Annotated in this window: 14 protein-coding genes; 10 read left to right on the top strand and 4 right to left on the bottom strand. The window is 61.3% G+C overall.

Annotation, left to right across the window (positions count from 1 at the left end; translation table 11 throughout):
• Nucleotides 1–182 precede the first annotated feature (182 nt).
• A complete protein-coding gene (locus IB277_RS29695; protein WP_192357555.1) occupies nucleotides 183–1,667 on the bottom strand; it encodes a lipopolysaccharide biosynthesis protein in 1,485 nt (494 codons plus the stop codon).
• Nucleotides 1,668–1,788: 121 nt separating this feature from the next.
• Here IB277_RS29695 and IB277_RS29690 point away from each other — a divergent pair, with 121 nt between their 5' ends.
• Nucleotides 1,789–2,754 (top strand): glycosyltransferase family 2 protein, encoded by a 966-nt coding sequence (locus tag IB277_RS29690; protein WP_060529217.1) that lies wholly within the window; start codon nucleotides 1,789–1,791, stop codon nucleotides 2,752–2,754.
• A gap of 86 nt (nucleotides 2,755–2,840) precedes the next feature.
• Entirely contained in the window at nucleotides 2,841–3,788 is a 948-nt protein-coding gene (locus tag IB277_RS29685; RefSeq protein WP_034797971.1) for a polysaccharide pyruvyl transferase family protein, read from the top strand.
• 72 nt (nucleotides 3,789–3,860) lie between these two features.
• On the opposite strand, the gene IB277_RS29680 is transcribed toward IB277_RS29685, so the two are convergent.
• Nucleotides 3,861–4,877: a glycosyltransferase family 2 protein gene (locus tag IB277_RS29680; protein WP_192372290.1), complete on the bottom strand. Its 1,017-nt coding sequence runs from the start codon at nucleotides 4,875–4,877 to the stop codon at nucleotides 3,861–3,863.
• Nucleotides 4,878–5,109: 232 nt separating this feature from the next.
• Nucleotides 5,110–5,388, bottom strand: coding sequence for an exopolysaccharide production repressor protein (locus IB277_RS29675; RefSeq protein WP_034797967.1), 279 nt, complete (start codon nucleotides 5,386–5,388; stop codon nucleotides 5,110–5,112).
• 751 nt (nucleotides 5,389–6,139) lie between these two features.
• On the opposite strand from IB277_RS29675, the gene IB277_RS29670 reads away from it, so the two are divergent.
• The 4 genes from IB277_RS29670 (at nucleotide 6,140) to IB277_RS29655 (ending at nucleotide 10,462) form a co-directional block, all read left to right on the top strand.
• Nucleotides 6,140–6,820, top strand: coding sequence for a sugar transferase (locus tag IB277_RS29670; protein ID WP_034797965.1), 681 nt, complete (start codon nucleotides 6,140–6,142; stop codon nucleotides 6,818–6,820).
• Between the two features lie 65 nt (nucleotides 6,821–6,885).
• The gene (locus IB277_RS29665) at nucleotides 6,886–8,157 is read left to right on the top strand and encodes a polysaccharide biosynthesis/export family protein (protein WP_192372288.1); all 1,272 of its coding nucleotides are present in this window, start codon (nucleotides 6,886–6,888) and stop codon (nucleotides 8,155–8,157) included.
• A gap of 8 nt (nucleotides 8,158–8,165) precedes the next feature.
• The gene (locus tag IB277_RS29660) at nucleotides 8,166–9,449 is read left to right on the top strand and encodes an O-antigen ligase (RefSeq protein WP_192372286.1); all 1,284 of its coding nucleotides are present in this window, start codon (nucleotides 8,166–8,168) and stop codon (nucleotides 9,447–9,449) included.
• The gene (locus tag IB277_RS29655) at nucleotides 9,446–10,462 is read left to right on the top strand and encodes an acyltransferase (RefSeq protein WP_192372284.1); all 1,017 of its coding nucleotides are present in this window, start codon (nucleotides 9,446–9,448) and stop codon (nucleotides 10,460–10,462) included. Before IB277_RS29660 ends, IB277_RS29655 begins: the two co-directional genes overlap by 4 nt.
• Before the next feature lie 55 nt (nucleotides 10,463–10,517).
• Here the strand turns inward: IB277_RS29655 and galE are convergent, their stop codons facing one another.
• On the bottom strand, nucleotides 10,518–11,504 hold the full coding sequence (gene galE / locus IB277_RS29650) for a UDP-glucose 4-epimerase GalE (protein WP_060521088.1): 987 nt from the start codon (nucleotides 11,502–11,504) through the stop codon (nucleotides 10,518–10,520).
• Nucleotides 11,505–11,835: 331 nt separating this feature from the next.
• Here galE and IB277_RS29645 point away from each other — a divergent pair, with 331 nt between their 5' ends.
• The 4 genes from IB277_RS29645 to IB277_RS29630 all read left to right on the top strand — a co-directional run bounded on the left by IB277_RS29645 (nucleotide 11,836) and on the right by IB277_RS29630 (nucleotide 16,999).
• Nucleotides 11,836–13,473: a TIGR04028 family ABC transporter substrate-binding protein gene (locus tag IB277_RS29645; RefSeq protein ID WP_060529211.1), complete on the top strand. Its 1,638-nt coding sequence runs from the start codon at nucleotides 11,836–11,838 to the stop codon at nucleotides 13,471–13,473.
• Nucleotides 13,474–13,539: 66 nt separating this feature from the next.
• Nucleotides 13,540–14,484: an ABC transporter permease gene (locus tag IB277_RS29640; RefSeq protein ID WP_060521090.1), complete on the top strand. Its 945-nt coding sequence runs from the start codon at nucleotides 13,540–13,542 to the stop codon at nucleotides 14,482–14,484.
• Nucleotides 14,481–15,362, top strand: a complete 882-nt coding sequence (locus IB277_RS29635) for an ABC transporter permease (RefSeq protein ID WP_192357546.1) — start codon at nucleotides 14,481–14,483, stop codon at nucleotides 15,360–15,362. Before IB277_RS29640 ends, IB277_RS29635 begins: the two co-directional genes overlap by 4 nt.
• The gene (locus IB277_RS29630) at nucleotides 15,359–16,999 is read left to right on the top strand and encodes an ABC transporter ATP-binding protein (protein ID WP_192357544.1); all 1,641 of its coding nucleotides are present in this window, start codon (nucleotides 15,359–15,361) and stop codon (nucleotides 16,997–16,999) included. The genes IB277_RS29635 and IB277_RS29630 overlap by 4 nt, the downstream gene beginning before the upstream one ends.
• The last annotated feature ends 5 nt before the right edge of the window (nucleotides 17,000–17,004 follow it).

Here is a 17,004-nt window from a genome sequence, read left to right as displayed (position 1 = left end):
GGCGTCAGTTGCGGAATATTAACGGCCGCTGATTTTCTGATGCTTCTGCTTGTTAAAGCGCATATGTAACGCCGAAAAGTTGTGCGCTTTTTCTTCTGTTTTTCAGTTGAGACAAAGCCGCGGATCTCATTCCTCGCCGAAATGCGGCAAGGGTGGGGCAGTCTTTAGCGCTATTCCAGCCGCTACTCGGCGGCGGCTGGTACAGAGCTCGAAGCACCACGGGAACGAACCATATCTGTGAGCTTTGCCAGCAGCGACCGTTCGGTAACGAGTACCAGCAGCAGATAGATCAGGGCACCGATCGCGGCGCCAACAAGAACCTGGAGCACCGCGCTTGGAAGAAGCGTGCCGTAGTGGTCCAGCAGCAGCCTTACGACGACAGCCATGATGAAAGCCGAGACCAGCGGCCTCACCGAAATCAGGAACCCGCGCAGGAAGGGCAGCTGGTCGGCGCGAAAGACAACCCAGGAATAGCCGACAAGCGTCGCTAGGTTCACGAGGCAGAGGGCGATCATCGCTTCGACGAGCGATCCGCCGATCGCGGCATAGGCGACGGCGGCAGTGGTGGCGATTGCCCGGATCACCGCCCACCAGAAGAGGGTCGTGCCCTGGCCGATACCCTTGAGATAGGGAATGTAGGTGCTGCAGGGTGTCAGCAGGCCCTTCGACAGGGCGAGCAGGCCGAGCACCGGCCAGGCTGAGGCCCATTGCTGGCCGAAGAGCACGAGCATCGCCGGCTCGGCAAGCGCCCAGAGGCCGAACATCATCGGCGCGAGCAGCACGGTGGTGACCTGCGTGCTGAGCATCAGCGCTTGCGAGCGCCGCTGGCGATCCTCGCCCATATGGCTGAAGGCGGGAAAGAGAACGCCCATGACTGCTGAAAGGACGATCTGGTTCGGAATGCTGGAAAAGCGGTTCGCCGCCGAATAGGCGCCGGCATCCGAAAGGCCGAGATAACGGCTGATGACGACCATCGGCGATTGGAAGGTGACGAAGTTGGCGATCTCGGAGCCCATCATGCCAAAGCTGAAGCGGCAGAGCGAAAGTACGCGCCGTGCCGAGAACACGAAACGCGGGACATAGCCGGAGACGGCGTAGAGACCGGCCAAACGGATGAATGCAGAAACGAAAAGCTGGGCGAGCAGCGACCACACCCCAAAGCCGAGAAGCGCCGCCCCGACCGCGATGAGCGCGCCGAGGATTTCGGAGAGCATGGTCCAGACCGCGTCCTTGCTGAAATTCATCCGCCGGGCAAGCAGTGAATAGGCAACATCGCCGGCAAGCTGCAACGGGATGAGCAGGCTCATGATCTGGAGCAGATGGCTTGCCTCCGGCGCACCGAGCAGGCTCGCCAGCGGTTCGGCAAAGACGAAAAGCCCAAGCGCCATCATCAGCGAAACCACCAGATTGGCCCAGAAAGCGGAGTGGATGAGTTCCATGTCCTCGTCGCGCTGGATGATCAGAGCGGAGGCAAGACCGGCGCCGCCGATCATCGCCAGAAACTGCACGACGGTGAGCGCGACGGCGACCGTTCCGAACTCCTCGGGCGTCAGGATACGGGCAAGAATCGGCACGGTGACAAACTTCAGCCCGAATGTGCCTGTCTTTGAAAGGACGCTCCAGCCGACGTTCCGAGTCACAGACTTGGCATTTACGTTTGAAGGCATGTGAGCATCCCGTGATGCCTTTGAAGGATTTCCGACAAAGGGCAAGCGCTAGATTTGAGGTCGCGACCCGGTGGGAGGAGACCACGAAATACTCTTTTAGAGAAACCGCAGGGGCGAAAAGATGGCGAAGCTGACTGTTATTATTCCCTACTACCAGAAGGAGCCGGGTATTCTTCGGCGCGCGCTCGCGTCCGTCTTTGCCCAAAGCTATCAAGACTTCCATGTCCTGGTGATAGACGATCAATCTCCCTACTCGATCGACGAGGAGTTGAGGCCGCTTGCCGATGGCGAGCGGGCGCGCGTGACGGTGATCCGGCAGGACAACAAGGGTCCAGGCGGCGCGCGCAACACCGGGCTCGACAACGTTCCGGCCGACGCCGCGTTCGCCGCGTTCCTCGATTCCGACGACATCTGGACCACCGATCATCTCCAGAATGCCGTCGACAGCATGAGCCGCTTTGGTGCCGACTGCTACTGGGCGTCGATAACAGGCGGCGAGGCCTTCTACTACCATTTCGGCATCGCCGATCTCGAGGCAAGCGATACGGTCGTGCGCTTGCAGGAAAGCCCGCTTGTCGTCGAAATTCCCGATCTTTCCAATGTCATGCTGCGGAACTGGAGCTTCCTGCACCTGTCTTGCATGGTGGTTGGTCGCCGGCTTTTCGAGACGGTGCGCTTTGATGCCGAGCTGCGTCTCGCGGCCGAGGACGTGCTGTTCTTCTGCGACTGCATTCTGGCGGCAAATCGTGTCGTGCTTTGTGATGCAGCCGGTGCCATGCGCGGGGAGGGCATCAACATCTTCCACTCGATCGACAACGATTCGCCGCAATTCCTGCAGCAGCAGTTCAACACCTTTGTTGCCCTTGAGACGCTTGAGCACCGGCTTTCGCGCAAGCCATCGGCCGTCGCGTCGATCCAGTCCTACCAGCACACGGCCCGTCGTCAGGCGCTCTGGAGCCAGGCGCGCCGGCTGAAGCGGCGGAAGTCGCCGCAGTTTCGACTGCTGGCACGTTGGGTCCTGCGCGATCCCAAGCTGTTGCAAAGCGCATTCGAGCTTGCCGTCGGCAAGTTTTCCCGTTCACGCTGATCCGGACAGAAACTCCTTTTGGAGGAAGAACAAGCCCGCCAGGCGCGGCATCGAACCTATCTCGCATTTGAAAGAAGGGACCGCCCATGAAGCCCTATTACTGGGAATCTCAGCACGGCAATTTCGGCGACGACCTCAACCTCTGGCTTTGGGATTTCCTGCTGCCGGGTTTTCGCGATGTCCATGACGACATCCTCCTTGTCGGCGTCGGCACGGTGCTCAACCGCGCGCTTCTGCCTGATGGCGTCCGCAAGCTCGTTATCGGCAGCGGTTTCGGCTACGGCAGCTTGCCGGACATGCGGGATGCCGCCGAATGGGACCTTCGCTGCGTGCGCGGGCCGTTGACAGCCGAGAAGATCGGCCTTGCGCCGGAGCGCGGTATTGTCGATCCCGCGGTCATGGTCGCCGACATGCCGGAATTCCGGAACCTGCCTAAGCTATACAAGCGCAGTTTCATTCCCCATTGGGAAAGTGCGATCGCCGGTATGTGGCCCGTCACCTGCGGCACCGTCGGCATGCACTACATCGACCCGCGCGGCGAGGCCAAGAGCGTGATCCGCGAGATCGCGCAATCGGAGTTCATTGTCGCCGAATCGATGCATGGGGCGATTCTTGCCGATGCATTCCGCGTTCCCTGGGTGGCGGTGACGACGTCGGACAGCATCAACAGCTTCAAGTGGAACGACTGGGCAAAAACCGTCGGCGTCGAATACCGTCCCCGCCATGTTCCGGTCTCCAGCCGCACCGAAGCCATGATCAAGGGCGCACGTTTCTGGGGCATGGGCTTCGAGGCGCAGACCGTGCCGGAGGCTGCGAACCTGCGATCGGCCGACGGCGAGGTGATCGTCGCGGCCAGAGAACCGCGTCAGACGTTCTTGCGCAGCGCGGCCAAGCAGGTGCTTGCGGCGCCGTCGACGCTTGCACTTTGGCAGGCCACTCGGGCAGAGCCGCAATTGAGCAGCGACAGCCGGCTCGCTGAACGCAAGGAACGCTTCCAGGATGCGTTGGCCGCCGTACGGCGCGCCTACTTCTAGGATGTGACAAACGACGCTCCGGACGAGATGCCGGAGCGTATTCGACGTGGCCCGACGCCGCAACGCGTGGTGCTAGCGCGCGTGCTCCGCGCCGATGGGCAGAAGGTAGCGCACTGCCGCGCCTCCGCCCGCCGGCGCCGCATCCTGGCGCGGCCTGAAGCGCTCCGTCTTGTCGGCGAAGATACCGGCGGTGACGGCCGGCGCGGCGCCCGGGCGCCGCATGAGGTAACCGATCGCAGCCATAGCGCCGCGCTCTTTCTTGAGGTCGAGGAAGTGGCGATGCTGGTAGCGGCCACGCACGTGACGCTCATGCCGTCGCACGGCAGCCGCTGCCTCACCGTCGAGGTCGTTTGCCGCGAGTATGACGCGGTCGGCCTCGTAGAGGCGCTTTAGATCCTCGGTCCGGTGGCTGCCGCTCAACGAATTGCCGCGCACGATCGCCGCATAGCCACAGCTTTGAATGACCTTGTAGCGTGCACCTTTGGCCAGTGCGCGAAGATAGAGGTCATAATCCTCCCCCAGACGAAGCGCCTCCTGATAGCGGATGCCATGCTTATCGAGGAAGCGGCGGCGCATCAGCGGCTTCAGGAAGCCGATCTCGCCACGTTTCACGCCCGGCTGCGAAATATTGCCCTCGACGAAATCAATGAGGCCGAGAAGGCGCGGCCGTGGCGGGAAGTCATCGACCCTTGGAGCCGCACCAGTCACTGCGGCCTCGCCCATGAAGGCGATATTGTCGGCGATGAAATCCCACTCCTCTACTGCGAGCAGCCTGCCGAGCCTGCCCGGTAGAAAGAAATCGTCGGCGTCGAGGATCGCCAGGACCGGGGCGCGGCTGATGGCAATCGCATGGTTGCGCGCTGCTGAAGGGCCGCGATTGCTTTCAAAGCGTGCGATCGTCAGCCGTCCGCTGTGATCGTCGGCAGATCGCGCCGCGGCGACGGTCTGATCGGTGGAACCGTCATCCACCACGATCACTTCGGCGGCTTCCTGTTCGGCCAGCGCCGACGCGACCGCGCGGGCGATGGTCGCCTCGGCATTCTTCGCAGCAATGATGACGCAGACATCTGTCCGGGCGACTGTGGTCATGGGGGCCTCCAGTATCGTGTCTCGCGGGCAGCGCGGCGCCTAGGGGCCAAGTGGACTGCACCAGTTCTCGATCGCTGCATGACGCAGCCGGGTCATTGGCGACCGGCTAGATCATGCAGCCCGGCATGGAATCTTGCCGTAACGGGCCGCACCATGCAGGGCGATCATGTCGCAACCGCGTCAAAGGCGATTTTTTTGAAGAATGGCGAGGCAGGCTTGTCCGGCCGTGCGGTCAACGATTGAAGTGACCGGGCCGGTCCAGGCGGTGGCTATTGCTGCCCGGCTTGTCGTCATTGGCCGATTGCAGCACTTCAGCCGCTTTTTTTCCGTGCTCGCGCGCTTTCCTCCAGATTAGGAAGACGACCGCGAGGAAATAGCCGATCTGAATGAGGACCGCACAGATCGCCGTCTGGATCAGCGTGGATGTGAGAGAGCCATTGAGAAAATAGGTGACGACCGCAAAAACCGTCAGGGCGCCGATCATACTCACGAAGACGCGTGGTGCGTACATGACACTAGCTCGCAATCGGTTCTATCGCTGCAGACGTCATCGCAAAATCGGCCTTTCCTCTGCAAATGTTAATATATTGGCGACGGACATCGGCTGCAACCGGCAATAGCCGCCACTTTGGCACATAGAAACAGGCAAATCTTTATGTCGCGTTTCGAGCAGCGTCGATCGAATCAAAATCAGTTGATTGGCCTCGAACGCCATTGTGACGCGAGCCTGCGCTCGACAGCTGATTTTCCACCTCCCGTCGGGAGACGGTCTCTGCGTCGCCCAATGGTTGCCGCCACACTCACGTGCTGATCAACTTTTATTACAAGTTTGAACGATGTTGCGAGTCTTTGTGTGCGCCGCGAAGACTTGGTGCGACGCAGCAAAGTTTGGGAAATACGGACGACCGTTAATTTTGGAGCAGGGGAAATCACGCTCCCGAAGCTCAAGGAAAACATCGGCCTGCGAAGATATCGCCACTTCTCCGGAAATGTAATTTGGCTCGCCAGAAACAATACAGGAATACGTGCGAGGTGATACTGTTTCTCGCAATAATATAACAGCGCCTGTCACGAGAAATATTTCATATTCGAAAGTGGTGATATACGCATTTTGGCCCCTGCTCGGATACTCGCCTTTATTTCGCCTTCAAAAAGCAAATCCTTACCGGACGTTCATTATTCACGATGAGCGCGCCCCAGTGTGGGCTGTAGGCCCCCCTGGGGAGACCGACAAATCGCCAAACGTAAATGGAGTCACCTCTATGAAGTCTGCGACCAGATCGGCCAATTCGCCGTTTTTCAGTGCCGCAGAGTTTGCGGCAATCCCACCCGTGGGTGGCGTTTCGAAGCGTGGCTTCGACGTGCTTGCCGCTTCCCTCGCCCTCGTTTTCTTAAGCCCGCTGTTCCTGATGCTCATGGCGCTGGTCAAGTTTTCCGACGGCGGCAGCATCTTCTACGGCCACCGCCGCATCGGCCACAACGGCAAGTCGTTCCGTTGCCTTAAGTTCCGCACCATGCGCCCTGATGGGGACCGGATCCTGCAGGACTACCTCAAGGCCAATCCGGCCGCCTACGAGGAATGGCGCGCGACGCGCAAACTGCAGGACGACCCGCGTGTCACGGTCGTCGGCAGTGTCCTGCGCAAACTCAGCCTTGATGAACTGCCGCAGCTCGTCAACATCGTGCGCGGTGAAATGAGCATGGTTGGCCCGCGCCCGGTGGTGGAGGACGAACTGGAGCTCTACGACAGCGCCGCCGTCTACTACCTGCAATCCCGACCCGGTCTTACCGGCCTTTGGCAAATCAGCGGGCGCAACGACGTATCCTACGCAACCCGCATCGCGTTCGATACCCAGTACGTCCAGAACTGGTCGCTGCTAAAGGACTTCTCCATCGTTGTCAGAACCATTCCCGCCGTTTGCCTTTCGCGCGGCAGCTACTGACGAAACAGCGCCTGGAAAGCCCGCGCGACCGGTCGCGGGAAGGCGCCTTCAATCGGGAAGCCCAAATGAGAGAACATCATCTGTCGGGAAAGTCGCGCATGCCGCGCACGCTACCCCGTTTCCTGCGCCGGGCGGTTCTCATCGCCGCGGCGCTCACTTGTGCTTTTCCGGCTTGGGCCGATGAGTATCAGCTCGGCACTATGGATAGGCTGAGAATTCGCGTGGCCGAATGGCAGACCGCGGAGGGGGCTGTCCGCGACTGGTCGGTCGTCAGCGGCGAGTACACCGTTGGTCCTTCGGGTGCTCTATCCTTGCCCTTCATCGGCGACCTGCCGGCGGCGGGCAAGACGACGACCGAAGTTGGTGAAGCGATCGGCGAGAAGATGCAGACGCTCTTCGGTCTGCGCGATCGGCCGTCCGCCTCCGTCGAACTCGCGCAGTACCGCCCGGTTTATCTCGCGGGCGAGGTCCAGAAGCCCGGCGAATATCCTTTTGCCCCCAATCTGACGGTGCTGAAGGCCGTAAGCCTTGGCGGCGGATTGCGCCGTTCGGAAAGCGGCCAGCGCTTTGCGCGCGACTACATAAATGCGCATGGCGATTCGAGCGTCCAGACGTCCGAGCGCAACCGGCTGCTGATCCGTCGCGCCCGCCTTCAGGCTGAGATCGCCGAAAAGGATGGCATCGAACTGCCGAAGGACCTTCAGGGTGTTCCCGGTACTGACAAGCTTCTCGCAAACGAGACCGCATTGATGGCCTCGCGTGACAGGAAGCAGAAGCTGCAACTGGAGTCGCTCGCCGATCTGAAGTCCTTGCTCGAAAGCGAAATCCAGTCGCTGGCAAAGAAGACGGAAACCCAGAACCGCCAGCTCGAGCTCGTCGTTGAAGACCGCGAGAAGGTCGAAAGCCTCGCCGAAAAGGGCCTGGCGCTCAGCCAGCGCAAGCTGTCCCTGGAGCAGCGCGTGGCCGAACTGCAGGCCGCCCTTCTCGACATCGATACTGCTTCGCTGAAGGCGAAACAGGATGTCAGCAAGGCGGGCCAGGACGAAACCAATCTTCGCAACGATTGGGACGCTCAGCTGGCGCAGGACCTGCAGAACACCGAGGCCGAACTCGACACGCTTTCGATCAAGCTCGGCACCAGCCGCGACTTGATGGCCGAAGCGTTGCTGCAATCGGCCGAAGCCGCGCAGTCGAAAGACAATACGGAGGAGGCGACGATCGCCTATTCGATCATACGCGAGCGTGACGGAAAGCCGACAGAGATCTCCGCCGACGAAAATACGCCTGTATTGCCGGGTGACGTGATCAAGGTCGAAGCCAACCTGGCAACGCAGTAGGAACGGCTGTGAAAATTTCGAAGGCGAGCCTGATTTCTCCCGATCGCAATGGTGTCTATGGCACCGTTGCGATCGCGCTGTCGCTCTTCGTCTTCGCCTATTCCGCGCGCTTCGGACAGGCGTCGATCCTGCTCTACTATGGCCTGTGGCTGCCACTGGTGCTGGTCGACTACCGTCGTGTGCTCGGCAATTACGGAATCCGCCTCTGGATCCTAGGATTTGCGATCTTCGCCTGCCTGTCGGTCTTCTGGTCGGCGGCGCCCGGAATGACGGCGCGAACGGGGATACAGTATCTCTCCCACGTGATCTGCGCCCTGATTGCCATGCGGGTTGTCGACATCAGGACCCTGGTGCGCGGCGCGATTGCCGGAACCGGCGTCGTTCTCGTCTACTCACTCGTCTTCGGCGTCTACCACCTCGATCCTCTCGACGGCACTTACAGCTTCGTCGGCGCTTTCGCCTCGAAGAACCAGCTGGGCTTCTACGCCTCGCTCGGCATCTATTTCGCCTTTGTCGCGCCGATCGCGCTTGGCGAACGCGGCCTGTGGTTCGCGGCAGCCAGCCTGGTCGCGTTGCTGTCGGCCTATTCACTTTTTGCCTCGCAATCGGCGACGTCGGTGTTGACCACAGTGGTCATCATCGGGCTGTGGCTGGGCATGCGGTTGGTCGGACTATTGTCGCCGGCACACCGCAAGGGGCTCTTCCTCGCCGCCGCCGTCTGTGGCGTCATGGTCGCCGTTGCGGCCATCTATGGTGGGGGCGTCGATCTTGTCCTCGGGCTTTTCGGCAAGGATTCCACCCTAACCGGACGGACCTATCTGTGGCAGCAGGGCATCGAGGCGGCCATGTCGTCACCGCTGGTCGGTGTCGGCTATCAGGCCTATTGGGTCCAGGGCTTCTCGGAGCCCGAACGCCTGTGGGAAGAGTTCTATATTGCCACGCGCTCCGGCTTCCACTTCCACAACACCTTTATCGAAGCGATGGTGGAGACCGGCGCGATCGGGCTCGTGCTTCTGTCCGGCATCCTTCTGATAACCGTGCTCGGGCATACCAAGCGGTTGTTGACGCAGGATCATGACACGCAATCTTCCGTGCTCTTCGGCATAGCGCTGCTTCTGCTGGTGCGGTCCTTCGTCGAAATCGACATCATGAACCCCTATCACATCGGCTCGTTCCTGCTCTATTTCGCCGCCGGAAAGCTGACTTTACCGGAAGCGCGCACGCACCAGAGCGCCGAAGATCGTCCGGCGCCGGCCGTATCGGAGATCCCGCTACGACTGAGGTATCAATGATCAGCGCCCCGACGACGACGATCTACGGCATTCAGTATCTGCGGGCCGTCGCAGCGCTCGGGGTCGTCGTCTTTCATGCCGCCGAGCGCGCCGGGCACCACTTCGCAATTGGTGCTGCCGGCGTCGACGTCTTCTTTGTCATCAGCGGCTTCATCATGTGGGTGATCAGCGAACGGCGACCGGTGTCACCGCTCGCCTTCCTCCGTGATCGCATCCAGAGGATCGCGCCGATCTACTGGCTCGCAACCGCGGTCATGGTCATCGGCGGCCTTGTTGGCCTGTTTCCCAATCTGGTCTTGAGCCGCGCGCATGTGCTTTCCTCACTGCTGTTCATTCCCATGCGATCGCCAAGCAGCGACGAAATCTGGCCAGTGCTGGTGCAGGGTTGGACGCTGAACTACGAGATGTTCTTCTATGCGGTCTTCGCCTTGACACTGCTGTTGCCGCGGTCAAGACGGTTGCCGGCGATCGCTGGCAGTTTCTCGGCGCTGGTTGCCATCGGCTTTGCCGTCGACAGCGACAACGCGCTCTTCGTCACCTATACGCGGCCGATTATTCTTGAATTTGTGGCAGGCATGATCGTCGCCGAGTTGTGGCTGAGAGGCAGGGTGCCCGGCGCAATGTCCGGCCTTGTGCTTGTCGCCGGCGCGTTTTCAGGGTTTGCGGCGGTCGCCGTGCTTCGCCTGCCTTTCGACGAATTCATCCTCGGGCCTTTGGCCGTCATGCTCGTCTTGGGAACGCTGGCGCTCGAAGCGCAGGGCTGGTTCCGCCCCAGCAGGCTGCCGATGATGCTTGGCGACGCATCCTACTCGATCTACCTCTGGCACACCTTTGCGATTTCGGTCGTGGTCAAGGCTTGTGGAATGATGGGTACAGGGCTGCTCACATCGGCGCTGCTGGCGGTCATTGCGGGGACCGCGCTCGGCGTTTTCGCCTATCTTCTGATCGAGAAGCCGCTGGCCACACGGCTGCGCTCGGGCTTTTTCTCAAGGCCGGTGCAGCACACGGCCTGACAAATCGGAGCCGTCTGGCGCGGCGATCACCGCCGCGCCAGACGTGGTCTGTATCTCAGACACCCTGATTACGACGGGAATGCCAGTTCCAGGCCGTGCGCGTGATGTCGGTGAGACCGTATTTCGGAACCCAGCCGAGAATGTCGCGCGCCTTGTCGTTGTTGGCGACCAGGGTGGTCGAATCCCCTTCGCGGCGGTCGACGAGATCGACCTGGAATTCGCGTCCCGAAACCTCGGAAATCGCCGTCAAGAGTTCCTTGACGGTCGTGCCGGTACCTGTTCCGAGGTTGAGCTCGACGCTGTCGCCGCCCGAAAGCAGGTGTTCGACCGCGCGCACATGGGCGTCGGCAAGATCAAGCACGTGGATGTAGTCGCGCACGCAGGTGCCGTCGCGGGTGTCGTAGTCCGTGCCGAAGATCTTGAAACTCTGGCGCCGGCCGAGGGCCGCGTCGATGGCGAGCGGGATGGCATGCGTCTCCGGCTCGTGCCACTCGCCGATGCGGCCTTCCGGATCGGCGCCAGCGGCGTTGAAGTAGCGCAGGATCACCGAGCGCAGGCCCTTGTACTGCCCGTAGTCCTTCAGTGCCTGTTCGCACACCCATTTGGTCCGGCCGTAAGGGTTGATCGGCGCCTGGCGGTGCTGTTCGTCGATCGGCACGCTCTCCGGCAGGCCATAGGTGGCGCAGGTCGAAGAGAAGACGAAAGCTTCGACGCCTGCGGCAAGGGCAGCCGAAAGCAAGGTCAGCGTGCCGATGACATTGTTGTCGTAGAAGGAAACCGGGTCTTTCACCGATTCACCCACCTCGATCATCGCGGCAAAATGCAGGATGGCGCGTGGCTTGTGACGGGCAAGGACTTCGTCGAGCCGCTTTCGGTCGCGGATATCACCCTTTTCCAGCACGCCCCATTTGACGAATTCTTCGTGGCCGTTCGAAAGGTTGTCGTAAACGACAGGCTCGAAACCCTTGTTGGCGAGTTCGAGGCACGTATGCGAGCCGATGTAGCCGGCACCGCCGACGACGAGGACTTTATTGCTTTCCATGATGCTTACGATCCTTGGGAGGTTCAGAGAAATTGCCAAGATTTTTCAACGGATGACGACAATGGTGTCAATGCCGCGCGCAATCAAGCACGTGTCCATGTCGCGTATGTGGCGGTGGTTACCAGCGGGCTTCTTTCCACACTTCCGTCGATCCCGGCCCTTCAAAATTGGTGGGAAAAATGCGGGAAGGGACAATTATCTCCCTGGCGACGGCGCGCTAGATGCTTCTTTCGGTTCGGGTAAAACATATAGCATATTAATTTACTAGATTTAATTGATTACGCCGGCCGCAGTCGTACCATAGCCTCCAGATTTCTGAAGGAAGGCTCTCATGACGACGAAACTGAAACGCTTGGCACTGACGCTCGCCACACTTGCGACCACTGGCCTGGCTCTGAGCGACGCGCAGGCGCAAGCGGCAGATCCGGTCAAGGGCGGTACGCTGATCTATCTTGAGCAGCAGGCCCATACGAACCTCTACCCGCCGGCCGGCGGCTTTTATCCGAACGGTGGCATCCTCAACCAGATCACCGACAAGCTGACCTATCAGAACCCGAAGACGCTGGAGATCGAGCCCTGGATCGCCGAGTCCTGGACGGTCAACGCGAATGCGACCGAATATACGTTCAAGATCCGTCCCGGCGTGACGTTCTCCGATGGTTCGCCGCTCGACGCGGCTGCCGTTGCCAAGAACTACGACGTCTTCGGCCTCGGCAACAAAGCCCTGAAGCAGCCGGTCTCCGAGGTCATCAACAACTACGAGCGCAGCGAAGTCGTCGATCCGCTGACGGTCAAATTCTACTTCAAGAAGCCGTCGCCGGGGTTCCTTCAGGGAACGTCCGTGATCGGTTCGGGCCTGGTCGCGGCAAGCACGCTGGCACTGCCCTTCGAAGAACTCGGCGACGCCACGAAAATCATCGGCTCCGGCCCATTCGTCGTCGAGAGCGAGACGATCGGCAAGGAACTGAACCTGAAGGCGCGCGACGAATACAATTGGGGCCCGGCCAAACTCGAACACCAGGGCCGCGCCTATCTCGACGGCATCAAGTACATCATCACCGGTGAAGACAGCGTGCGCATTGGTGCACTGCTCGCAGGGCAGGCGGATTTCATCCGCCAGGTCCAGGCCTATGACGAGGGCCAAGTCGAGGCGCAGGACTATCAGATCTACGCGCCTTCCACCCGCGGGGTGAACAACAGTGTCGTCTTCCGCCCAGACAACCCGTTGGTGTCCGACATCAGGGTGCGTCAGGCGCTGCTGCATGCGACCGACACCAAGGAAATCGTCACCACATTGTTTTCTGCCAATTATCCGCAGGCAACCTCGATCATCGCGTCGTCGGCCCTCGGCTACAAGGATATCTCGGCCAAGCTCGCTTTTGATCCGGCGAAGGCCAAGGCCCTGCTCGATGAAGCGGGCTGGTCGGTCGCCGCCAACGGTCTGCGCCAGAAGGACGGCAAGGAACTGGTGCTGACGGCTTATGAATCGCTGCCGCAGCCGCAGAACAAGGAAACGCTGCAACTGGTCGCGCAGCAGTGGGGAAAGGTGGGCGTCAAGCTGAGCGTTCTTGCCGGCGATAGCGGCAGCAAGACGGTGGATGATCTCGATCCGCTGAAGACGCCGGTGTCGCCTGCCATGGTCGGCCGTGCCGATCCCGATGTGATCAAGAGCCAGTACTATCCGAAGAATCGCGATGTGCTGCGCCAGAAGGGCGGGCTTAGCGACAAGGTCCAGAGCTTCGTCGATACCAAGCTGAATGGTCTGCTCGATGCGCTCGCGTCCGAGCCGGATCGCCAGAAGCGCCTCGCGATTGCCGGCGAGGTTCAGGATTACGTCGTCGATCAAGCCTATGCGATCCCGATCTTCGAGGAGCCGCAGGCCTATGCAGGTGCGCCCTACGTCCAGGGTGTGGCATTCGAGGCCGTCGGGCGTCCAAGCTTCTACAGCACCTGGCTTGCTGAACATTGATCGGTTCGACGGCCACCGCAACGCCGGTGGCCGCCGTCTCTGAAATCCGCCTGCGAGGAACGGATCATGTCCGCCTATTTGTTCAATCGTGTTGCTCAGGCTCTGTTTGTGCTTTGGGCCGCATTCACGATCTCTTTCGTGCTGCTGCAGGCAATGCCCGGCGATGCGATCCTCATTAAGTTCCAGAACCCCGATCTCGGCCTGACCGCCGAACAGGTCGCCGAAATCCGCGCCTCTTATGCGGTCGATAGCTCTGTGCCGGTGCAATACGCGCGGACTATCGGCAAGTTCCTGGCCGGCAACTTCGGCTACTCGGTTCAAGCCGGTGTTCCGGTTTCAAGTCTGCTTGCTGCGCATCTGCCGGCAACGCTGAAGCTCGCGGGGCTCGGCTTCCTGCTAGCTGCGATCCTGGCGACCGTCATCGCTTTCCTCTCCAGTCTCGCGCCGTTTGCGTGGCTGCGTGGCGCGCTGCAGTCGGTTCCGTCGCTTTTCATTTCTATCCCGACCTTCTGGCTCGGCATCATGCTCATCCAGATCTTCTCCTTCCGCCTGAAACTCGTGCCCGTCATCAACCCTGGTCCCTGGCAGGAATTGATCCTGCCGGTCGCAACACTTGCCGTGCCGATTTCCGCGCCACTGGCGCAGGTGCTCGTTCGCAACATCGACGAGGTGATGACACGCCCCTTCGTCGCCGTGGCGCGGGCAAAGGGCGCCACTCGCCTTTGGGTTCTCTGGCGGCACGTCGCGAAGAACGCGCTGCTTCCGACGCTGACGATTGCCGGCGTGTTGTTCGGCGAACTGATTGCCGGGGCGGTGGTGACCGAGACCGTCTTCGGGCTGAACGGCATTGGCGGGCTGACCGAACGCGCCGTGGGCAGCCAGGACGCAGCCGTGCTTCAGGCGATCGTCGTTCTGTCTGCGCTGGCCTTCGTGATCATCAATCTCGCTGTGGACCTGCTCTATCCGGTGCTCGACCCACGCCTCAGGACCAAAACAGGAGCCGTTGCATGACGACCTTCGATACGCTTCACGATGACGCCGTTGCGGCGCCAAGGGCAAGGAGCGAACGGCGTTCTGGCGCGGCATCGCGGCTGCGCCGTGTACCCGTAGGACTGGCCCTTTCCTGGCTTATCCTCGGTTCTGTTTTCCTCTGGGCGGTCGCCCCCTCGTTCTTCACAGGCTACAACCCGCTTGAGGGCGTCGGCGGCGCGCAGTTGCAGCGGCCGAGCGCTGATCATCTGCTCGGAACCGATGCGCTCGGGCGCGATCTCTATGCGCGCATCGTCTACGGGGCCGTTCATTCCCTGACAGGTGCTTTTGTCGCCGTTGGGCTGGGACTTGCGGTTGGCTCCGGTCTCGGCGTCGTCGCTGGTTCGGTGCGGCGTCGCTTCGACGATGCGATCATGCGCGTTGTCGACGTGCTCCTGTCCATCCCTCCGCTGCTGCTTTCGCTCAGCATCATTATCCTGCTCGGCTTTGGAACTGTGAACGCGGCAATCGCTGTTGGGGTCACCTCGGTCGCAGGCTTTGCCCGGCTGGCGCGGGCGGAAGTCGTGCGCGTGCGTCGCAGCGATTATGTCGAGGCGGCCTTCGGCAGTGGCGGGACCTTCGCCTCGGTTCTGTGGCGCCATATTCTGCCGAATTCCTTAACCTCGGTCGTCGCCTTTGCCGCGCTGCAATTCGGATCGGCCGTACTGCAGATTTCGACGCTCGGATTTCTCGGTTACGGCGCGCCGCCGCCGACCCCGGAATGGGGGCTGCTGATCGCCGAGGGGCGCAATTACATTTCGACCGCCTGGTGGCTGACCACCGCGCCCGGCATCGTGGTTGTCCTCGTCGTGCTGGCTGCCAATCGCGTCAGCCAATCTTTCGGGAGGGCCGCAGCATGACCGTCATACCTGGACCTTTTCCCCCCGTTCTCGAGGTCGAGGATCTTTGCATTGCCTACGCTGACAGCAGCGGCGAACGCCGCGCCGTTCATGACGTTTCGTTTCGCATCAATCCAGGCGAGGTTGTGGCCCTTGTCGGTGAATCCGGTTCCGGCAAGACGACGACCGCACAGTCGATCATCGGTCTGCTCGCTGCGAATGGCCGAGTGGAACGCGGAACCATCAAGCTGAATGGAACCGACATTGCCCGCTGGACGGATCGGCAACTGGATACGGTGCGCGGCGCGAGGATCAGCCTCGTGCCTCAGGATCCGGGAAGTTCGCTCAACCCGGTAAAGACGATCGGCTCGCAACTCGGCGAGATGTTCCGTATCCACGGCGCGCTGAGATCCGACGAGATCGAGGCCCAGGTGCTCTCTCTTCTGGCCCGCGTCGGCTTGAGCGAGCCGGCACTTCGGGCGCGGCAGTACCCGCATGAGCTGTCGGGCGGCATGCGCCAAAGGGTCTTGATTGCGATTGCGATTGCGCTGAAGCCGCAGCTGATCATCGCCGACGAGCCGACGAGCGCGCTCGACGTCACAGTCCAGAAGCGCATTCTTGATCTCATCGACGAGTTGCGAACGGAGTATGGTACGGCCGTGCTTCTGGTGACCCACGATCTCGGTGTTGCCGCCGACCGGGCCGATCGGATCGTCGTCCTACAGGGCGGCCGGATTCAGGAGCAGGGCGCAACGGGCACTGTTCTGGCCGCACCACGCAGTCCCTACACGAAACAACTGCTTTCGGACGCGCCATCCTTTACCGCCCCCCCGAGGTTGGCGACGGTTCGACCACCCGTTGCGGAGGCTCCGGACGATATCGTCGTCGTCGAGGGCCTTGTCCGCGAATTCGTTCGCAAGGACGGCGGATCCCCGCTACGCGCCGTCGACGACCTGAGCTTCCGCGTCCGGCGCGGAACGACCCATGCGATCGTCGGGGAATCCGGTTCTGGGAAGACGACGACGATCCGCAACATCGTCGGCTTTGACAGGCCGACGGCCGGCCGGATTGAGATCGACGGCACCAATGTCTCGGGCCTGAGCGGAGAAGGGCTTCGGCAGTTCCGCCGCAAGGTCCAGCTCGTTTACCAGAATCCCTACGGCTCGCTGGACCCGCGTCAAAGCGTGCTGCAGATCGTGACCGAGCCGCTGACGAATTACCCGGGACTTCTACGTTCTGATCGTGAGGAGAAGGCAAGGGCGATCCTTGGCCGCGTCGGTTTGCCTGCGGACGCATTTGCACGGCGGCCCCATGCGCTTTCCGGCGGCCAGCGCCAGCGTGTTGCCATCGCCCGGGCGCTCGTGCTCGATCCGCAACTGGTTGTGCTCGACGAAGCGGTTTCCGCACTCGACGTCAGCGTGCAGGCCCGCATTCTCGACCTCTTGGACGAACTGCAGGGCGACCTCGGGCTCACCTACCTCTTCGTTTCCCACGACCTCGCCGTGGTGCGTCAGATCTCGGACACCGTTTCGGTTCTGAAGGATGGGCGGCTGGTCGACGGCGGAACCGTTTCCGACGTCTTCGAAAACCCTCGCAGCGATTACACCCGTGAGCTGATCAATGCCATTCCCGGACGCAACCGCCGGGCTGCGGCCTGAAGCAG

This window comes from Ensifer sp. ENS07 (assembly GCF_014852185.1).
GTDB classification, from domain to species: Bacteria; Pseudomonadota; Alphaproteobacteria; order Rhizobiales; family Rhizobiaceae; genus Ensifer; species Ensifer adhaerens.
The sequence above is the reverse complement of the archived record's forward strand: the minus strand, read 5'-3'. Positions and strand labels throughout refer to the sequence as shown.

Coding starts and splice junctions, on each gene's coding strand:
- IB277_RS29695 (WP_192357555.1), bottom strand. CDS start 1,667: ATGCCTTCAAACGTAAATGCCAAGTCTGTGACTCGGAACGTCGGCTGG.
- IB277_RS29630 (WP_192357544.1), top strand. CDS start 15,359: ATGACCGTCATACCTGGACCTTTTCCCCCCGTTCTCGAGGTCGAGGAT.
- galE (WP_060521088.1), bottom strand. CDS start 11,504: ATGGAAAGCAATAAAGTCCTCGTCGTCGGCGGTGCCGGCTACATCGGC.
- IB277_RS29670 (WP_034797965.1), top strand. CDS start 6,140: ATGAAGTCTGCGACCAGATCGGCCAATTCGCCGTTTTTCAGTGCCGCA.
- IB277_RS29640 (WP_060521090.1), top strand. CDS start 13,540: ATGTCCGCCTATTTGTTCAATCGTGTTGCTCAGGCTCTGTTTGTGCTT.
- IB277_RS29665 (WP_192372288.1), top strand. CDS start 6,886: ATGAGAGAACATCATCTGTCGGGAAAGTCGCGCATGCCGCGCACGCTA.
- IB277_RS29680 (WP_192372290.1), bottom strand. CDS start 4,877: ATGACCACAGTCGCCCGGACAGATGTCTGCGTCATCATTGCTGCGAAG.
- IB277_RS29685 (WP_034797971.1), top strand. CDS start 2,841: ATGAAGCCCTATTACTGGGAATCTCAGCACGGCAATTTCGGCGACGAC.
- IB277_RS29645 (WP_060529211.1), top strand. CDS start 11,836: ATGACGACGAAACTGAAACGCTTGGCACTGACGCTCGCCACACTTGCG.
- IB277_RS29635 (WP_192357546.1), top strand. CDS start 14,481: ATGACGACCTTCGATACGCTTCACGATGACGCCGTTGCGGCGCCAAGG.
- IB277_RS29655 (WP_192372284.1), top strand. CDS start 9,446: ATGATCAGCGCCCCGACGACGACGATCTACGGCATTCAGTATCTGCGG.
- IB277_RS29690 (WP_060529217.1), top strand. CDS start 1,789: ATGGCGAAGCTGACTGTTATTATTCCCTACTACCAGAAGGAGCCGGGT.
- IB277_RS29675 (WP_034797967.1), bottom strand. CDS start 5,388: ATGTACGCACCACGCGTCTTCGTGAGTATGATCGGCGCCCTGACGGTT.